General features: G+C 66.7%; 14 protein-coding genes and 2 pseudogenes. 5 read left to right on the forward strand and 11 right to left on the reverse strand.

The annotated features are described in order from the left end of the window. Positions 1 to 89: 89 nt before the first annotated feature. From QE444_RS17475 to QE444_RS17490, 4 genes are all read left to right on the forward strand, one after another. Positions 90 to 284 carry a hypothetical protein gene (locus QE444_RS17475; RefSeq protein WP_273862316.1) on the forward strand — a complete coding sequence of 65 codons (195 nt, stop codon included), beginning with the start codon at positions 90 to 92 and terminating at the stop codon, positions 282 to 284. Further along, the gene (locus tag QE444_RS17480; protein ID WP_133861156.1) at positions 284 to 1,039 is read left to right on the forward strand and encodes a hypothetical protein; all 756 of its coding nucleotides are present in this window, start codon (positions 284 to 286) and stop codon (positions 1,037 to 1,039) included. Before QE444_RS17475 ends, QE444_RS17480 begins: the two co-directional genes overlap by 1 nt. Positions 1,040 to 1,162: 123 nt before the next feature. Then, the gene (locus tag QE444_RS17485; protein WP_017642172.1) at positions 1,163 to 1,678 is read left to right on the forward strand and encodes a DUF4142 domain-containing protein; all 516 of its coding nucleotides are present in this window, start codon (positions 1,163 to 1,165) and stop codon (positions 1,676 to 1,678) included. 439 nt (positions 1,679 to 2,117) lie between these two features. After that, positions 2,118 to 3,329 carry a nitrate/nitrite transporter gene (locus QE444_RS17490; RefSeq protein WP_309740330.1) on the forward strand — a complete coding sequence of 404 codons (1,212 nt, stop codon included), beginning with the start codon at positions 2,118 to 2,120 and terminating at the stop codon, positions 3,327 to 3,329. 35 nt (positions 3,330 to 3,364) lie between these two features. Here the strand turns inward: QE444_RS17490 and QE444_RS17495 are convergent, their stop codons facing one another. From QE444_RS17495 to QE444_RS17525, 7 genes and pseudogenes are all read right to left on the reverse strand, one after another. Continuing rightward, the gene (locus tag QE444_RS17495; protein ID WP_273862318.1) at positions 3,365 to 3,937 is read right to left on the reverse strand and encodes a GNAT family N-acetyltransferase; all 573 of its coding nucleotides are present in this window, start codon (positions 3,935 to 3,937) and stop codon (positions 3,365 to 3,367) included. Next, positions 3,934 to 4,470, reverse strand: a complete 537-nt coding sequence (locus tag QE444_RS17500) for a GNAT family N-acetyltransferase (protein ID WP_309740332.1) — start codon at positions 4,468 to 4,470, stop codon at positions 3,934 to 3,936. Before QE444_RS17500 ends, QE444_RS17495 begins: the two co-directional genes overlap by 4 nt. Next, positions 4,467 to 6,119 carry a dipeptide ABC transporter ATP-binding protein gene (locus QE444_RS17505; protein WP_309740335.1) on the reverse strand — a complete coding sequence of 551 codons (1,653 nt, stop codon included), beginning with the start codon at positions 6,117 to 6,119 and terminating at the stop codon, positions 4,467 to 4,469. The genes QE444_RS17500 and QE444_RS17505 overlap by 4 nt, the downstream gene beginning before the upstream one ends. Then, entirely contained in the window at positions 6,116 to 7,573 is a 1,458-nt protein-coding gene (locus QE444_RS17510) for an ABC transporter permease (RefSeq protein WP_309740337.1), read from the reverse strand. The genes QE444_RS17505 and QE444_RS17510 overlap by 4 nt, the downstream gene beginning before the upstream one ends. Before the next feature lie 5 nt (positions 7,574 to 7,578). Next, positions 7,579 to 8,556, reverse strand: a complete 978-nt coding sequence (locus QE444_RS17515) for an ABC transporter permease (RefSeq protein ID WP_208691750.1) — start codon at positions 8,554 to 8,556, stop codon at positions 7,579 to 7,581. After that, the gene (locus tag QE444_RS17520; protein WP_309742023.1) at positions 8,553 to 9,374 is read right to left on the reverse strand and encodes an ABC transporter substrate-binding protein; all 822 of its coding nucleotides are present in this window, start codon (positions 9,372 to 9,374) and stop codon (positions 8,553 to 8,555) included. Before QE444_RS17520 ends, QE444_RS17515 begins: the two co-directional genes overlap by 4 nt. Then, positions 9,307 to 10,776 (reverse strand): annotated as a pseudogene (locus tag QE444_RS17525) (ABC transporter substrate-binding protein); the annotation flags it as partial. The gene QE444_RS17520 and the pseudogene QE444_RS17525, both read right to left, overlap by 68 nt. Before the next feature lie 88 nt (positions 10,777 to 10,864). Here QE444_RS17525 and QE444_RS17530 point away from each other — a divergent pair. After that, the gene (locus QE444_RS17530) at positions 10,865 to 11,371 is read left to right on the forward strand and encodes a cupin domain-containing protein (RefSeq protein ID WP_309740341.1); all 507 of its coding nucleotides are present in this window, start codon (positions 10,865 to 10,867) and stop codon (positions 11,369 to 11,371) included. Positions 11,372 to 11,658: 287 nt separating this feature from the next. On the opposite strand, the gene aroQ is transcribed toward QE444_RS17530, so the two are convergent. The 4 genes and pseudogenes from aroQ to QE444_RS17550 form a co-directional block, all read right to left on the reverse strand. Next, entirely contained in the window at positions 11,659 to 12,102 is a 444-nt protein-coding gene (gene aroQ / locus QE444_RS17535; RefSeq protein ID WP_309740343.1) for a type II 3-dehydroquinate dehydratase, read from the reverse strand. Between the two features lie 8 nt (positions 12,103 to 12,110). Continuing rightward, positions 12,111 to 12,929 carry a shikimate dehydrogenase gene (gene aroE, locus QE444_RS17540; RefSeq protein ID WP_187979736.1) on the reverse strand — a complete coding sequence of 273 codons (819 nt, stop codon included), beginning with the start codon at positions 12,927 to 12,929 and terminating at the stop codon, positions 12,111 to 12,113. Next, positions 12,926 to 14,158 (reverse strand): CaiB/BaiF CoA-transferase family protein, encoded by a 1,233-nt coding sequence (locus tag QE444_RS17545; protein WP_187979737.1) that lies wholly within the window; start codon positions 14,156 to 14,158, stop codon positions 12,926 to 12,928. Before QE444_RS17545 ends, aroE begins: the two co-directional genes overlap by 4 nt. Then, positions 14,155 to 14,614: pseudogene (locus QE444_RS17550) on the reverse strand (MaoC family dehydratase). The gene QE444_RS17545 and the pseudogene QE444_RS17550 overlap by 4 nt, the downstream one beginning before the upstream one ends. Positions 14,615 to 14,616: the final 2 nt, after the last annotated feature.

The raw sequence follows: 14,616 nt of genomic DNA on the forward strand, positions 1-14,616 counted from the left end.
CGCCGCGCCGTCGACTGGCGGCGCGGCGAATTCTTGTCAGTCCGGGTGTTCCAAGCTATAAGCGCCTAGTGCATCCCCAGGATATCGTCATGCTGAAACGCCTGTTCAACCTGCTCAAATCGCCCTCCGCGGACGATCTCAAGCTGGCCGCGAGCATCAACAACTCCTACAAGTCCATGCGCGTGGTCGGCCGCGGCACCCTGCGCATCGATCCGGCGGAGGTCTTTGACTCCCCCGAATTCAAGGAAGACCTGGACCGCGCCCGGCGGCTCATCAACCGCTGATGTTCCTGCTGCTGCTCCTGCCGATCCTGGTCAGTGGCTTTCTCGTCTGCCACAAGCATCCGCTCTATTTCTATCGCCTGCATCGCTACGAGGGCCAGTACCTCTATCTGCAGAGCGCCCGTTTCGGGCTGTTCTGCACCCTGCTCGCCGTGATCCTGCACCTGGGCATCGCCCAAGTCCTGCAGGGCCGCCACTGGTCATGGGGCGCGCGAACCTTCTCTCTCGACTACTTCGCCGGTCTCGCCGAGCTGCTGCGCCGCACTGGCACCCTGGATGACCCGCTGCAGGCCGCCTGGATCCTGGTGGTGACGGTGACCGCCCTGCTGATCCCCGGCGCCTGGGCCGCGCTGGCGCGCTGGACCATCAAGCGCAAGTACGGCCTGAGCGAGGACAACTACCGTACCTTCATCCTCGCCGGGATCCTCAAGGACAGTCCGCTGGACGATCTGCTGATGACCGCCTCCATCAACAGGGAGACGCTGATGCTGACCCTGGAAGAGCGCAAGGTGTATGTCGGCCGTATCACTACCCTCGGCGAGCCTAGCGAAACGGAAGGGGCCGACCAGGACGTCTGCATCAAGCCGATCATGAGTGGCTACCGCGACAAGGACAAACTCTGGGTGACCTTCACCACCCACTATGCGGACAAGGGCAAGGACATCTACCTGACCCTGAAACAGAGCCAGATCGTCTCGGCGACGCGCTTCGATTTCGACGCCTACGAAGCGTTTCGCTCAAGCGTAAGCCGCACCTGATCTGGCTTCGCACGCTTTCTTCAGGGAACGTATGACTTTTTAGGCAGGTCCCATTTTGCAGGCGCGTTCACTGCCAGCCGGTGACGCCCTTCCCTTACTGCCAAGAAAATCAGGAGCACGTCCATGACGCCCATGCTGAAGAAAGCCTCCAGCCTGTCCCTCGCCATCCTGCTGGCTGCCGGTGCCGGTCTGGCCCAGGCCGCCGACAAGCTGTCTCCGGCCGAATTCGTCGACGACGCCTCGGCCAAGGGCATCGCTGAGATCGAGGCAGGCAAGCTGGCCCTGGAAAAGAGCCAGTCCCAGGACATCAAGACCTTCGCCCAGAGCATGATCGACGATCACACCAAGGCCAACGAGCAGCTCAAGAGCCTGGCCCAGGAGAAGAAGCTGAAAGTCTCCACCGACGCCGAGCTGATGGACAAGGCCAAGGCCATGATCCTGCAGGTGCGTGACGATTCCTTCGATCGCTCCTATGCCAACAACCAAGTCGTGGCCCATGAGCAGACCATCGAGATCTTCCGCAACGAAGCCAAGACCGGCGATGACGCCGCGCTCAAGGCCTTCGCCGAGAAGACCCTGCCGAAGCTGGAGCACCACCTCCAGGAAGCCAAGGCGCTGCAGACCAAGTACGCGAAGTAACCACCCGGAGCCGCCTTGTCGGCGTACTGCCCTGTCCATCAGTGCGTGGCGGTGCAGGCAATACACCGAATGGAGGTAAGGCATTGAGCGTGTTATCGCGGCCACGGGCCGCTCCTACAGACGCTGCTGTACCCGTAGGAGCGGCCCATGGCCGCGATCCAACCTAGCCCACACTACTTCTTCACAAGCGCCAACAAGGGGCAACCCGCCGTGACGGCGCTCAATCCTTGTGCAGCGCCTTGACCGATTCAGACGCTGCCAATATCGCGATCACCTGTTAACACTGGGCTTGCGCAACTTGGCTTCGCTCTTGCAAAGACCTGGGTAGCGGTGGCCAACGGCGGTCACCCCAATCGACAAAGGCGTCAGTTCACCTCCCGGCAACGGGCAAGGGTGACTGGCGCCTTTTTCATGCCCGTGACGTGCCCGAGGTGCCTCCATGAGTCCCAGTTTCTGGAAAGCCGGCCATGCGCCGACCCTGTTCGCCGCCTTCCTCTACTTCGACCTGAGTTTCATGGTCTGGTACGTGCTCGGCCCCATGGCCGTGCAGATCGCCACCGACCTGCAGCTGACCACCCAGCAGCGCAGCATGATGGTGGCGACGCCCATCCTCGCCGGCGCTGTCCTGCGCCTGATTCTGGGCTTCGTCGCCGATCGACTGTCACCCAAGACCGCCGGCATCATCGGCCAGGTGGTGGTGATCCTGGCGCTGCTGGTGGCCTGGCAGCATGGCGTGCACAGCTATGAGCAGACCCTGGTGCTGGGCCTGTTCCTCGGCTTCGCCGGCGCCTCCTTTGCCGTGGCCCTGCCGCTGGCCTCCCAGTGGTATCCGCCGCAGCACCAGGGCAAGGCCCTGGGCATCGCTGGCGCGGGCAACTCGGGTACGGTGTTCGCCGCCCTCTTCGCCCCGGCACTGGCCAAGGCCTTTGGCTGGACCAACGTGTTCGGCTTCGCGCTGATCCCGCTGATCCTGACCCTGGTGGTCTTCGCGCTCTGCGCCCGCAACGCCCCGGAACGCCCGGCGCCGAAGAAGCTGGCGGACTATGGCCGCGCCCTGGGCGACCAGGACAGCTGGTGGTTCATGTTCTTCTACAGCGTGACCTTCGGCGGCTTCCTCGGCCTCGCCAGCACCCTGCCCGGCTACTTCCATGACCAGTACGCCCTGGAGCCGGTGGTTGCCGGCTACTACACCGCGGCCTGTGTCTTCGGTGGCAGCCTGATGCGGCCCCTGGGTGGCGCCCTGGCCGACCGCATCGGCGGCATCCGCGCGCTGCTCGGCATGTACACCGTCGCGGCCATCTGCATCGCCGCTGTGGGTTTCCACCTGCCCAGCGCCATGGCCGCCCTTGCGCTGTTCGTGGTCGCCATGCTCAGCCTGGGTGCTGGCAATGGCGCGGTGTTCCAGCTGGTCCCCCAGCGCTTCCGCAAGGAAATCGGCGTCATGACCGGACTGATTGGCATGGCGGGCGGCATCGGCGGCTTCGCCCTCACCGCCGGCCTGGGCGCGGTCAAGCAGGCCACCGGCGACTATCAGCTGGGCCTCTGGCTGTTCGCTGCCCTCGGCGTGCTCGCCTGGTTCGGCCTGCTCAGCGTCAAGCGCCGCTGGCGCACCACCTGGGGCTCGGCGGCCGTCACCGCGGCGCGGGTCTGAGGGAAGTCCGGCGGCCAGGTGCCGCCGGTTTTCATTCAGGGGGCGGGACGCACATAGCTGGTCAGCACGTGATCCCGCCAGACCCCGTCGATCTCCAGATAGCGCCGCGCCAGGCCCTCGCGCTCGAAGCCGAGACGGGTCAGCAGATGAGCGCTGCGGGTGTTCTCCGGCAGATGGTTGGCCATGATCCGATTCAGGCCCAGCTCGGCGATGACGAAGTCCCGCCCCAGGCGCACCGCCTGGCGCATCAGCCCCCGTCCCTGCCAGGCTGCATCCAGGCCATAGCCTAGGTAGCAGGCCTGGAAACCGCCGCGAACCATCTGGCTGAAATTCACCGTACCTATCACCAGCGGCCCCGCCCGCAGCACCAGGCGCAATTCGCTCAGGCCTGGGCCGCCGGCGCGGTACGCCGCTACCTGCCCCTGCCATTGCGCCAGGGTATAGAAGGCATCCGAGCGCCGTGGCATCGACAGCGCCAGGTGCTGACGATTGCGCCGATAGTAGTCGGCTACCGCGCCAGGATCGGCCAGGGTCAGGTCGATCAGTTCCACCGCCTCGGTCACGGCGAAGCGGGGCGGATACTGCAGCGGAACGCTCAGGGCGGTCATGGCTTCACCTGCGGTGGCAATTCATAGACCCAGATGGCGCAGCGCTGCCCGTCCGGACCTTGCCGATCGTTTTCCAGCACCCGCACGCGCCGGAAACCCACCCGCTCGGCGAGCCGTTGGCTGGAGTCGTTGGCGGCCGAGGTGGTGAGATAGAGCCCCACTTCGCCGCGCTGCTCGACGAAGTAGCGCAGCGCGGCGGTCATCAGGCCCTGGCCGGTATGCAGGCTGTGCAGCCAGTAGCCGATCTCGTAGCGCCGCCCGCCGTCCAGTGGCGTGAGCCCCAGGCAGCCGAGCAACGCGTCACCGCGCACCAGGAAGTAGCGTTTCTCGCCCTGGGCCAGGGTGAAGGCACCGCGCGCGGCGAGCAGACTGTCGCGGGCCTGGGCGACCGTGGTGTGTTCCCGGGCCCAGCCGAGGAAGCGGCGATGCTCGGCATAGCTCCAGTTCAGCGCCTCGGCGAAGGCCTCGGCCAGGCGCGGTTGCGGCCAGACCAGCGCGAAGTCGGCCAGGGCGATGCGCGGTGGAAAATTCATGACGGGGTCCCGAAATCCAGGCGCGGCACGGCGGCCAGCAGGCGCTGGGTCATGGCGTGAGCGGGCGCACGCAGCACCCGTTCGGCGCTGCCCTGTTCGACGATGCGACCGCCGTCCATCACCGCGATGCGATCGGCCAGGTACTCGACCACGCCGAAATTGTGGGTAATGAACAGATAGGCGAGGCCCCGCTCCGCCTGGAGCTCGCGCAGGAGATCGAGGATCTGCGCCTGCACCGAGACGTCGAGCGCCGAGGTGGGTTCGTCGCATACCAGCACCTGCGGCTCGACGATCAGCGCCCGGGCGATGGCGATACGCTGCCGCTGGCCGCCGGAAAATTCGTGGGCGAAGCGCTGCAGGGTGTCGCCGGGCAGCCCGACCCGCTCCACCAGGGCCGCGGCGCGGCGCTGGCGCTCGGCGGCATCCAGCTCCGGCCGCAGCGCCAGCAAGCCCTGCTCCAGGGTAGCGCCGATGCGCATGCGCGGATCCAGCGAGGCGAAGGGATCCTGGAAGACGATCTGGATCTGCCGCCGTAGCCGCTGCAGGGTACGCCGATCGGTCGTGAGCAGGTCCTCGCCGCCCAGCTGGGCGCTGCCGCTGATGCGCGGTCCATCGAGCAGGCGCAGCAGCGCCTTGCCGGTGGTGGTCTTGCCGCACCCGGACTCGCCCAGCAGCGCCAGGGTCTCGCCCGCGTGCAGGTCGAAGCTCACCCCGTCCACCGCCCTGACCCAGTCCCGCGTTCGACCCCAGGCCCCGCGGCGGAGCGGATAGTGCACGGCCAGCTCACGCACCTCCAGCAGCCGCGCGCCCGGCTGGCGCTGCGGCAGGGCACGCGGGGTGCCGGCCAGGGTCTGGCCGCGCTTGGCGAAGGTGGGAATGGCGGCGAACAGCTCGCGGGCATAGGGATGCCGGGGCGCCTCGAAGAACTCCGCGGCAGGGGCGCTCTCGACGATCTCGCCATGGCGCATCAGGGCCACGTGATCGGCCACCTGGCGCACCACCGCCAGATCGTGGGTGATGAGCAGGATGGCCATGCCCAGTTCGCGCTGGATGTCGGCCAGCAGCGTGAGGATCTGCGCCTGGACGGTGACGTCCAGCGCCGTGGTGGGTTCGTCGGCGATCAGCAGGTCCGGTTCGGCGGCCAGTGCCAGGGCGAGCATGATGCGCTGCTTCTGGCCACCGGAGAACTGGAAGGGATAGTCGTCGATCCGCCGCTCCGGCTCGGGAATGCCGACCCGGCGCAGCCATTCCACCACCCGGGCACGGGCGGCAGCACCGCGCAGCGCGGTATGGGCGCGCAGGGTTTCCTCGATCTGCTCGCCGATGCGCATGACCGGATTCAGGCTGGTGGCGGGCTCCTGGAAGATGGTGCCGACGCGCCCGCCGCGCAGTTCGCGCAGGCGTCCTTCCGGCAATCGATGCAGGTCGGTCCCGGCCAGCAGCGCCGCGCCGCGGGCGATACCCAGCGACGGTGGCAGCAGCCGCAGCAGCGAGAGCGCCGTGACGCTCTTGCCACTGCCCGATTCCCCGACCAGGGCGAAGGTCTCGCCACGGGCGATGGCCAGGCTCAGGCCGCGGACCGCCTGCCGTGTGCCCTCCTCGCCCTCGACCAGGATCTGCAGATCGCGAATCTCCAGCACCGGGGTCATGGCTGCACCTCACCCTGGCCGGGACGGCGCCCGAGCCAGGCGGATCTCAGCCGGCGACTGCGCGGATCGAAGGCGTCGCGCACGGCATCGGCGAACAGATTGGCCGCCAGCACCAGGGTCAGCATGAAGGCGAAGGCGCTGAGCAGATTCCACCAGATCATCGGGGTACGGGACATCTCGGTCCGGGCATCGTTGATCATGGAGCCAAAGGAATTCATGGTCGGGTCGACGCCGATGCCCAGGTAGGACAGCACCGCCTCGTAGAGCACCAGGCTGGAGAACTCCAGGGTCAGGGTGATGAGCACCAGGTAGAAGACGTTGGGCAGCAGGTGCCGGCGCAGGATGGTGAAGTGGGAGACGCCAAAGGCTCGTGCGGCCTGGACGTATTCCAGCTCGCGCAACTTGAGCGCCTCGGCGCGCAGCAGACGGCACAGCCCGGCCCAGCCGGTGAGGCCGAGGATCAGGCAGAGCATGAAGAGGCGCAGGTCGGCCCGCGCCGCACCGGTGTCGAACAGCTCGGGATGGCGGTCGATGAACACCTGCATCATCAACACGCAGGCCGCCACCAGCAGCACCCCGGGGATGGAGGTCAGGGTGGTGTAGAGGTAGGTGATGACGTCGTCCACCCGGCCCTTGAAATAGCCGGCGGCCAGGCCGAAGCCGATCGCCGGCGGCAGCATGGCCAGGGTGGTCAGGCTGCCGATGACGAAGGCGGTGCGGATGCTCTTGAGCGACTGGTAGAGGACGTCGTTGCCGGTGCTGTCGGTGCCCAGCACGTGATAGTTGCTGGCCAGGGCGATCACGCTGCCGGTTACCAGGCAGACGCCCAGCCAGGTCAGCAGGATGGCGCGCCAGGGGGTGGCGGTGTGGCCACGGAGGATGAGTCCGCAACGTACCGCGAAACCACCCGTCTCGCGCAACCGTGCCGTCGCCAGGGCCGCGGTCGCCAGGGCCAGCGCCAGACCGCCGAGCAGGCCCAACGTCAGTCGCTTGAGAAGATCGCCCCGCCACTCGGTAGCGGGATCGCTCAAGGTGGTGCCGGCATGCCTGAGGCGTGGGAAATCGCGCAGCGGCAGGCCCTCGGCGCTGGTACCCAGGGTTTCCTTGGTGAACTGGTGGGTGGCGAGTGGCGCGGAATAGGTCTTTTCGCGCTGGGTCAGGCTGGTGTCGGCCAGCAGGCCATCGAGGGCCGAGAGCACCGTGGGGGAATAGATCGGCGCCGTGGCGACGGGCGTGGCGGGCAACTGGGGCCGGTAGTGCACCGAATCCAGCAGGGCGATGGCGACGAAGCTGGCCAGTACCACGGCCGCGCTCATCGCCGGCGCATCCTGCAGCACCCGCCGCCAACTGGCGCGCAGGGCCGGCTGGCGACGCGCGCGCCAGGCGTAGACCAGGGTACCGGCCACCAGCAGGTAGAGGGCGAGGTCGGTCCAGAGCAAGACGAATTTCGGCATGGCGGCTACCTGAAGCGAACGCGAGGATCGGCGAGGGTGTAGGACAGGTCCGCCAGGATCAGGCCGACGATGTAGAGCACCGAGCCGAGGAACACCATGGTGCGCACCACGGCGAAGTCCTGGCCGTTGATGGCGTCGATGGTGTAGCTGCCCAGGCCGGGAATGCCAAAGAAGGACTCGGCGATCAGGCTGCCCATGATCAGCAGCGGAATGGCCGAAACCACGCCGGTAAGGATCGGCAGTGCCGCATTGCGCAAGACATGGCGCAAGAGCACCTGGCGCTCGGCCAGGCCCTTGGCACGGGCGGTGCGCACATAGTCCTTGCCGATCTCTTCGAGAAACAGCGCGCGATAGAAGCGCGCCTGGCTGCCCAACCCGGAAATCACCGCGACCAGCACCGGCAGCGCCAGGAAGCGCAGCAGATTCCAGCCTTCCTCATAACCCGAATAGGGCACCAGCCGCAGGATCTTCGCGAACAGCCACTGGCCGGCGATGATGTAGAACAGCGAGGAGATCGACAGCAGCAGCACGCAGAGCACCACGCCCCAGAAGTCCAGGCGGGTGGCGCGAAAGAACACCAGCAGGAGGGCGAAACCGACGCTGGCGACCAGGCCTAGGACAAAGGTCGGCAGCGCCAGCGCCAGGCTCGGTCCGGCGCGCTCGGCGATCTCCCGGCCGATGTCGCGACCGCTGTCGGAGGTGCCGAAGTCGAACACCAGCAGACTGACCGACCGGTCGAAGAAGAGGGTATCGGTAAACTGCTCCATTCCTTCACGGGTGGTATTGATGAGCAGTGGCTTGTCGTAGCCGTGCTCTGCCTTCCAGTCCTCGATGGCTTCGGCGGTGACGTACTTGCCACCGATGGCCAGGCGCGCCATGTCGTCCGGGGTGTTGACGGTAAAGAACAGCAGGAAGGTCAGCAGATTCACCCCGATCAGGATGAGCACGCCATAGGCCAGGCGTCGCAGCAGATAGCCGATCATGACCGCCCCTCCCCGGTGTCGTCGCCAAAGGCGGTCTGGCGGTCACGGCGCCGGAGGCTGCGCCAGGCCGGCCAGGCCAGCAGCAATGCCAGGCCCAAGAGCAGCCACAGCGGCCAGAGCACCGGCTGGTTCCACTCCAGCACCTTGCGCTCGCGCAGCGCCGGGTCCAGGCGCAGGTAGCGCAGCTGATCGCGCACCATCTGGGTCGGCTTGGCGTTGTACACCCACTGTTGATAGGCCCCGGCCGACAGGGGATTCCAGCCGAACAGCCAGGGTGCGTCCTGCTGCACGAGGGCGACCATGCGCCGGATCAGGGCGACCTTTTCCGGACCATCGTCGAGACTCTTCATCTGCTCGAACAGCCGGTCGTACTCGGCATTGCTGTAGTTGCCGGCATTCTCGCCACCATGCTTGGCCTTGCCCTGGGGGCCGTAGAAGAGGAAGAGGAAGTTCTCGGCATCGGGATAGTCGGCGTTCCAGCCCCAGAAGAAGATCTGCGCCGCGCCCTTGCGCATCTTGTCCTGGAATCTGTTGTAGTCCGAGCCGCGCAATTCCAGCTGGATACCCAGCTTGGCGGTCTGCTGGCGCATCCAGTCGAACATGGCGCTGTCGCCACTGCTCTGGGCGTCGTATTGCAGGATCAGCGGCCGCCCGCTCCTGGCGTCGCGGCCATCGGGATAGCCGGCGTCCGGCCAGCAGCTGCCTGGCCTCTTCGATGGGCCGCCGCTCGGGCTTGCCATCCACCAACCGATAGACCACCGGGTTGCTGCCGGCCGGAGGCGCTTCGTAGCCCAGCACCCCCGGCGGCAGCGGGCCATTGGCGACCAGGCCGTTGCCGTTGAGGAAGACGGTGATGTAGCTCTCCCAGTCGAAGGCGATGGACAACGCCTGGCGCAGCTTGCGATTGCGTGCCTGTTGCTCGGGTGTGGCGCCCTGCCCCACCACCGGATCCAGCCAGTTGAAGCCTAGGTACCAGTTGGACGCCTCCACCGCGGTGGGCAACTTGAGGCCGCGCTCGCGATAGAGTTCGGCGGAATCGGCCGAATCACCGGCCTTGGTGCGCAGCGCCACGCCATATTCGCCGCGCTCGACCTGGGGGGTGTCGTAGTAGCCCTGGATGAACTTGCCCATCAGCGGCACCCCTTCCTTTTCCAGGCTGAACACCGCGCGGTCGATCAGCGGCATAGGCTTGCCGCAATCGTCCAGCCGGCCCTGTTCGCGATCCTCGGGCTCTCCCTCGCAGGGATAGGGATCGGCGTGATAATTGGGATTGCGCGCCAGCACATGGCGGCGATTGGGGATGGATTCGGCCAGGCGATAGGGGCCGGTGCCCACCGGCCAACTGTTGAAGCCGAGGTTGTGCTCGGTCATGCCCGGCTGGCTGTAGAAGCGATCCGCCTCCCAGGGCATCGGCGCGGCGAAGGTCATGGCCAGCCAGTAGTTGAACTGGGGGTACTTGCCGATCACCCGCAGGCGAAGGGTGTGCTCATCCAGCACCTCGACCCCGGGCAACTCGCCCCGGCGCAGGTCCAGCCAGGGCAGCGGCGCGCCCTTGGGCAGGCTGGCGCGCAGGGCCTTGTCGGCGGCGCGCAGGCCATCGCCAAACGTCTGCATGCCCACCAGGTGCTCGGCGAAGATGGCATAGCTGGGCGAGACCAGCCGCGGACTGGCCAGGCGGCGCAGACCGTAGGCGTAGTCGGCGGCGGTCAGGGCGCGGCTGCCGGTCTCGGGGAAGTCAGGGATCTGGTAGCGATCGGCCAGATCGTCCGGCTTGATCGGGAAGTAACGGTAATTGCCCTGGGCATCGCGGGCAAAGGCCGGGTGGGGCGCGTAGCGGGCGTCGCGGCGGATGGGGATGTCGTAGACGCTCTGAGCGATCTGCGCCGGCGGTGCATCATCCGGCAGGCGCCGGCCCTGGGTGTCCAGGTAATAGGGCGCGATCACCCGCTCCGCGCCGCGGGGGATCAGCTCGTAGGGCCGCTTGAAGTAGTGGTAGCCGTAGAGCGGCTCATAGATGTTGTAGGTGAAGTTGGTCTCGTCGCCTGAATAGGAACTGGCCGGATCCAGGTACTTCGGCGAACGGGTGGTGAAGGCGGTATAGAGGGTATTCTGGCCTTCGGCTCCAGCGCGGTAGGGGCTGTTGATCGGCGTATCGGGTGAACAGCCACCGAGCAGCGCCAGGGTCAGGAGTGCGAGGAGTTGTCTGGACAGTCTGGGCATCGCGTTCCTGCACCGAAAGAGACCTGAGGCGGCAGCATCCGCCTAAACCACTAAGCTTGAGCTATTTTCCCGCGAGGCGCAGCACCCCATGCAATCCCGGAAAGATTTCGACAAGATCGTGCACTGGACCCAGCTGCAGGCCCCGGATGGCCCCGGCTATCCTGACAGTGACGAGCGCTTTTCCCTGGGCGCCGCCTTCGGCCGCCACTTCGGCTTCGCCCGCTTAGGCATCCACCATGAATGGCTGCCACCCGGGCGCCGCACCTCAAGGCCCCATGCCGAGGCCACCGAAGACGAATTCGTCTATGTGATCGCCGGTCATCCCACCGCCTGGATCGACGGCCACGCCCACCGACTCAAGCCGGGCGACGGCGTTGGCTTCAAGGCCGGCGACGGTGTCGCCCATACCTTCATCAACGAGACCACGGAGCCGGTGGAACTGCTGGTGGTGGGCGATACAAGCCGGGCGGACAATCGGCTGCACTATCCGCTGCATCCGGAATACACCGCAGGCCTGGGGGATAGGCAGTGGCGGGAGTGTCCGCATCGGGAGTTGGGGCCGCATGCGGGTGAGGCCCGGAAATCCGGCGGGTAGGCGCGGTTATCGAGGATAGGCTGTGGCTGTTGGACTTCGGCGATGGAGCTGCCTCAAACCAACCTACGTCGAGATGCTTTCGTAGGTTGGGGTTGAGCGCAGCGAAGCCCAACAGGGCCTCAGCAACCACTCTTGGCGCGTGGAAAACGCTGCGCGGTTTTCCACCCTACGCGGGGCTCCCCGTTACCTCCCCCTCTCCCTCTGGGAGAGGGCCGGGGTGAGGGTCGCCTCGACGAAAAAGCCTCGGCACGGCCAGGGCTCTCTGGCAGCAGAACTGCAAGCCCCCGTTACCGCCTGGCCTGGGCCGCGCTCACTGCCGCGCGTAGCGCCAGCAAATAGCTGTCCACGCCGAAGCCGGCGATCTGGCCCAGGACGATCTCGGCGAATACCGAATGATGGCGGAAACCCTCGCGCGCGTGGATGTTGGACATGTGCAGCTCCACCACCGGCACGGCAAGGATCGCCAGGGCGTCGCGGATGCCGTAGCTGTAGTGGGTCCAGGCGCCGGCGTTGATCAGCACCGCGTCGACGCCCTCCTCGTAGCCCCGATGGATGCACTCCACCATCGCCCCCTCGTGGTTGCTCTGGAAGCTTTCCACCTCGACGCCCAGTTCCGCGCCCAGGGCCGTTAGCCTGGCGTCGATCTCGGTCAGGGTCACGGTGCCGTACTGCGCCGGGTCGCGCTTGCCGAACATGTTGTGGTTGATACCGTGCAGCATCAGGATCTTCATGGGTTCGCTCAGGTCAGGGGAAGGGTCAGCTGGTCGATGACCGGCCGGGTCTCGGGGCGTACGCCGCGCCACCAGGCGAAGGCTTCCGCCGCCTGCTCCACCAGCATGCCCACGCCATCGGCCAGCTGCGCCACGCCCTGCTCCTGGGCCAGGCGCAGGAAGGGCGTCAGCCCCTTGCCATAGGCCAGTTCATAGGCCAGCGCCGCCTGGGTGAAGACGCCCACCGGCACCGGCGGCAGTTCGCCAACCAGGCTGGCAGAGGTGGCGTTGACCACCAGATCGAAGGTCTCTCCTTCCAGCGATGCGTAGCCCTTTACGCTCAGCAGCGGATGGTTGATCTCCTGGGCTAGCTCAGCCGCCTTCCGCTCATCGCGATTGGCCATCACCAATTCGGTCGGTCCGGCGGCGAGAAAGGGCAACAGGGCGCCACGCACCGCACCACCGGCGCCCAGCAAAAGCACCCGCTTGCCGGCCAGGGGTTGACCGAGATTGACCTCGATGTCGCGCAGCAGGCCGATGCCATCGAAGTTCTCCGCCAGCACCCGCTCGCCCTCGAACTTCAGCGCATTGGCCGCCCGGGCCAGCCGTGCCCTTTCGCTGGACTCGGTGGCCAGCTGGAAGGCCTGCAGCTTGAACGGCGCGGTCACGTTCAGGCCTTGCCCGCCCTGGGCGCGAAAGCGCTGCACGTCGCCAGCGAAGTCTTCCGGCGAGCCCTCGATGGCGCCGTATTCCAGGTCTTGCCCGGTGGTGGCGGCGAACAGGCCATGGATCAGCGGCGACTTGGTGTGGTTGATCGGGCGGCCGATCACCGCGTAGTGGTCGGTCATGCGCAGGGCTCCTGGCTGAACAGCACGCCGTCGGCCTGCAGCCGAGCGATGTCTTCCGCGCTGTAGCCCAGGCTCTGAGCGACAGCAGCGTTGTGCTCGCCCAGGTCCGGCGCCACCTGCTGGATGGTGGTGTCGCACTCGGAAAAGCGGAACGGCAGATTGGGCATGCGCAGGGTGCCGAAGCGCGGGTGCTGCTGTTCCTGGATCATGCCGCGCGCCTTGATCTGGGGATCCTCGATCACCTCGTCGATGCGCTGCACCTTGGCACAGGGCACGTCGATCTCGTCGAGCAGGGCCAGCAGCCGTGCGACCGGATTGGCCGCCACCCAGGCCTTGACGATGGGCAGGATGGCTTCGCGATGGGCGTTGCGGCCGGTGGAGGTATGGAAGCGCAGGTCGCTGCCAAAGCCCGGCTGGTCCGCGTCCTGTTCGACCAGGGCGGCGAAGCGCTTCCAGGAGTCGTCCACCTGGGCGGCGATCACCAGGTCGCCGTCCTGGGCGCGAAACACGCCATAGAGGGTCGAGGTGGGCATGTCGTGGCCGGTCTGCTGCGGCAGGATCTCGCCGCCGGACAGGGTATAGCACTGCACGGCGTACTCGTGCATCGATACCAGGGTGTCATACAGCGCCATGTCGATGTGCTGGCCACGGCCGCTGGTGACCCGCCCCAACAGCGCCGCGTTGATGGCAGCCACCGCATGGGCACCGGTGTACATGTCGCCCAGGGAAATCCGCAGCAATGGCGGGGCCTCGCCGGGCGTGCCGACCATCTGCATGATGCCGCTCTTGGCCTCGGCGATCAGCCCGAAGCCGGCGCGATGGGCGTCGGGGCCGGTGTGGCCGTAGGCGGAAATCGAGCAGTACACCAGTCGCGGATTGCGCGCCGACAGTTCCGCATAGCCCAGGCCGAGCCTGTCCAGGGCGCCGGGTCGGTAGTTCTCGATAAAGACGTCGGCGCTGTCGCAGAGCTGCTGCATGAAGGCCTTGCCGCGCGGGTCCTTCATGTTGACGCTGACGCCCTGCTTGCCCATGTTGAGTTGCAGGAAATAGCCGCTCTGCTGGTCATCGAGGACGAAGGCGTGCTGGCGACCGGCATCGCCACTGCCCGGGCGCTCCACCTTGATCACCTCGGCGCCCAAGGCCGCCAGGCAGCGCCCCACATAGGGGCCGGCGAGGAAGTGGCTGTAGTCGATGACCCTCAGGCCGTGCAGCGGCAGTGGCTGGCTCATACCACGCCCTCCCGCCGCGGCACCATCAGCCGGTGTTCGCCGCGCTGGACCACCTCGCCCTTCTGGTTGATCAGCTCCGAGGGCAGCACCCACGATGCCCCAGCCCGGCCTGCTCTTGCTCGGGCGCATGGCGCCGACGCGCACCCTGACGTGTAATTCGTCGCCGACGCGGATCGGCAGGAGGAAATCCCAGGTCCAGCCCAGTGACATGCCTGGCAGGAAGCGGTAGTCGCACTGGGTCTTGAGGCCGTCGGCGATGGACAGCCCCATCAGGCCATGGGCGACCAGACCGCCGAAGTGGCTGGCATTGGCATAGGCCTCGTCGACATGGACCGGGGTATGGTCACCGGTGAGGTCGGCGTAGGCCAGGATGCGCTCCCTGGTGACCTGGTAACTCGGCGTGAGCGCCTCGTCGCCCTCGCGGGCATCCTCGAAATATTTTTCCTGTACGGTCATGG

The sequence above is a fragment of the Pseudomonas sp. SORGH_AS_0199 genome, assembly GCF_031453735.1.
GTDB lineage: Bacteria > Pseudomonadota > Gammaproteobacteria > Pseudomonadales > Pseudomonadaceae > Chryseomonas > Chryseomonas aestiva.

What these genes read in the sequence shown, in the direction of transcription:
- QE444_RS17475 (WP_273862316.1), top strand. Translation starts at nt 90, where the DNA reads ATGCTGAAACGCCTGTTCAACCTGCTCAAATCGCCCTCCGCGGACGAT.
- QE444_RS17480 (WP_133861156.1), top strand. Translation starts at nt 284, where the DNA reads ATGTTCCTGCTGCTGCTCCTGCCGATCCTGGTCAGTGGCTTTCTCGTC.
- QE444_RS17485 (WP_017642172.1), top strand. Translation starts at nt 1,163, where the DNA reads ATGACGCCCATGCTGAAGAAAGCCTCCAGCCTGTCCCTCGCCATCCTG.
- QE444_RS17490 (WP_309740330.1), top strand. Translation starts at nt 2,118, where the DNA reads ATGAGTCCCAGTTTCTGGAAAGCCGGCCATGCGCCGACCCTGTTCGCC.
- QE444_RS17495 (WP_273862318.1), bottom strand. Translation starts at nt 3,937, where the DNA reads ATGACCGCCCTGAGCGTTCCGCTGCAGTATCCGCCCCGCTTCGCCGTG.
- QE444_RS17500 (WP_309740332.1), bottom strand. Translation starts at nt 4,470, where the DNA reads ATGAATTTTCCACCGCGCATCGCCCTGGCCGACTTCGCGCTGGTCTGG.
- QE444_RS17505 (WP_309740335.1), bottom strand. Translation starts at nt 6,119, where the DNA reads ATGACCCCGGTGCTGGAGATTCGCGATCTGCAGATCCTGGTCGAGGGC.
- QE444_RS17510 (WP_309740337.1), bottom strand. Translation starts at nt 7,573, where the DNA reads ATGCCGAAATTCGTCTTGCTCTGGACCGACCTCGCCCTCTACCTGCTG.
- QE444_RS17515 (WP_208691750.1), bottom strand. Translation starts at nt 8,556, where the DNA reads ATGATCGGCTATCTGCTGCGACGCCTGGCCTATGGCGTGCTCATCCTG.
- QE444_RS17520 (WP_309742023.1), bottom strand. Translation starts at nt 9,374, where the DNA reads ATGGCCCGCTGCCGCCGGGGGTGCTGGGCTACGAAGCGCCTCCGGCCG.
- QE444_RS17530 (WP_309740341.1), top strand. Translation starts at nt 10,865, where the DNA reads ATGCAATCCCGGAAAGATTTCGACAAGATCGTGCACTGGACCCAGCTG.
- aroQ (WP_309740343.1), bottom strand. Translation starts at nt 12,102, where the DNA reads ATGAAGATCCTGATGCTGCACGGTATCAACCACAACATGTTCGGCAAG.
- aroE (WP_187979736.1), bottom strand. Translation starts at nt 12,929, where the DNA reads ATGACCGACCACTACGCGGTGATCGGCCGCCCGATCAACCACACCAAG.
- QE444_RS17545 (WP_187979737.1), bottom strand. Translation starts at nt 14,158, where the DNA reads ATGAGCCAGCCACTGCCGCTGCACGGCCTGAGGGTCATCGACTACAGC.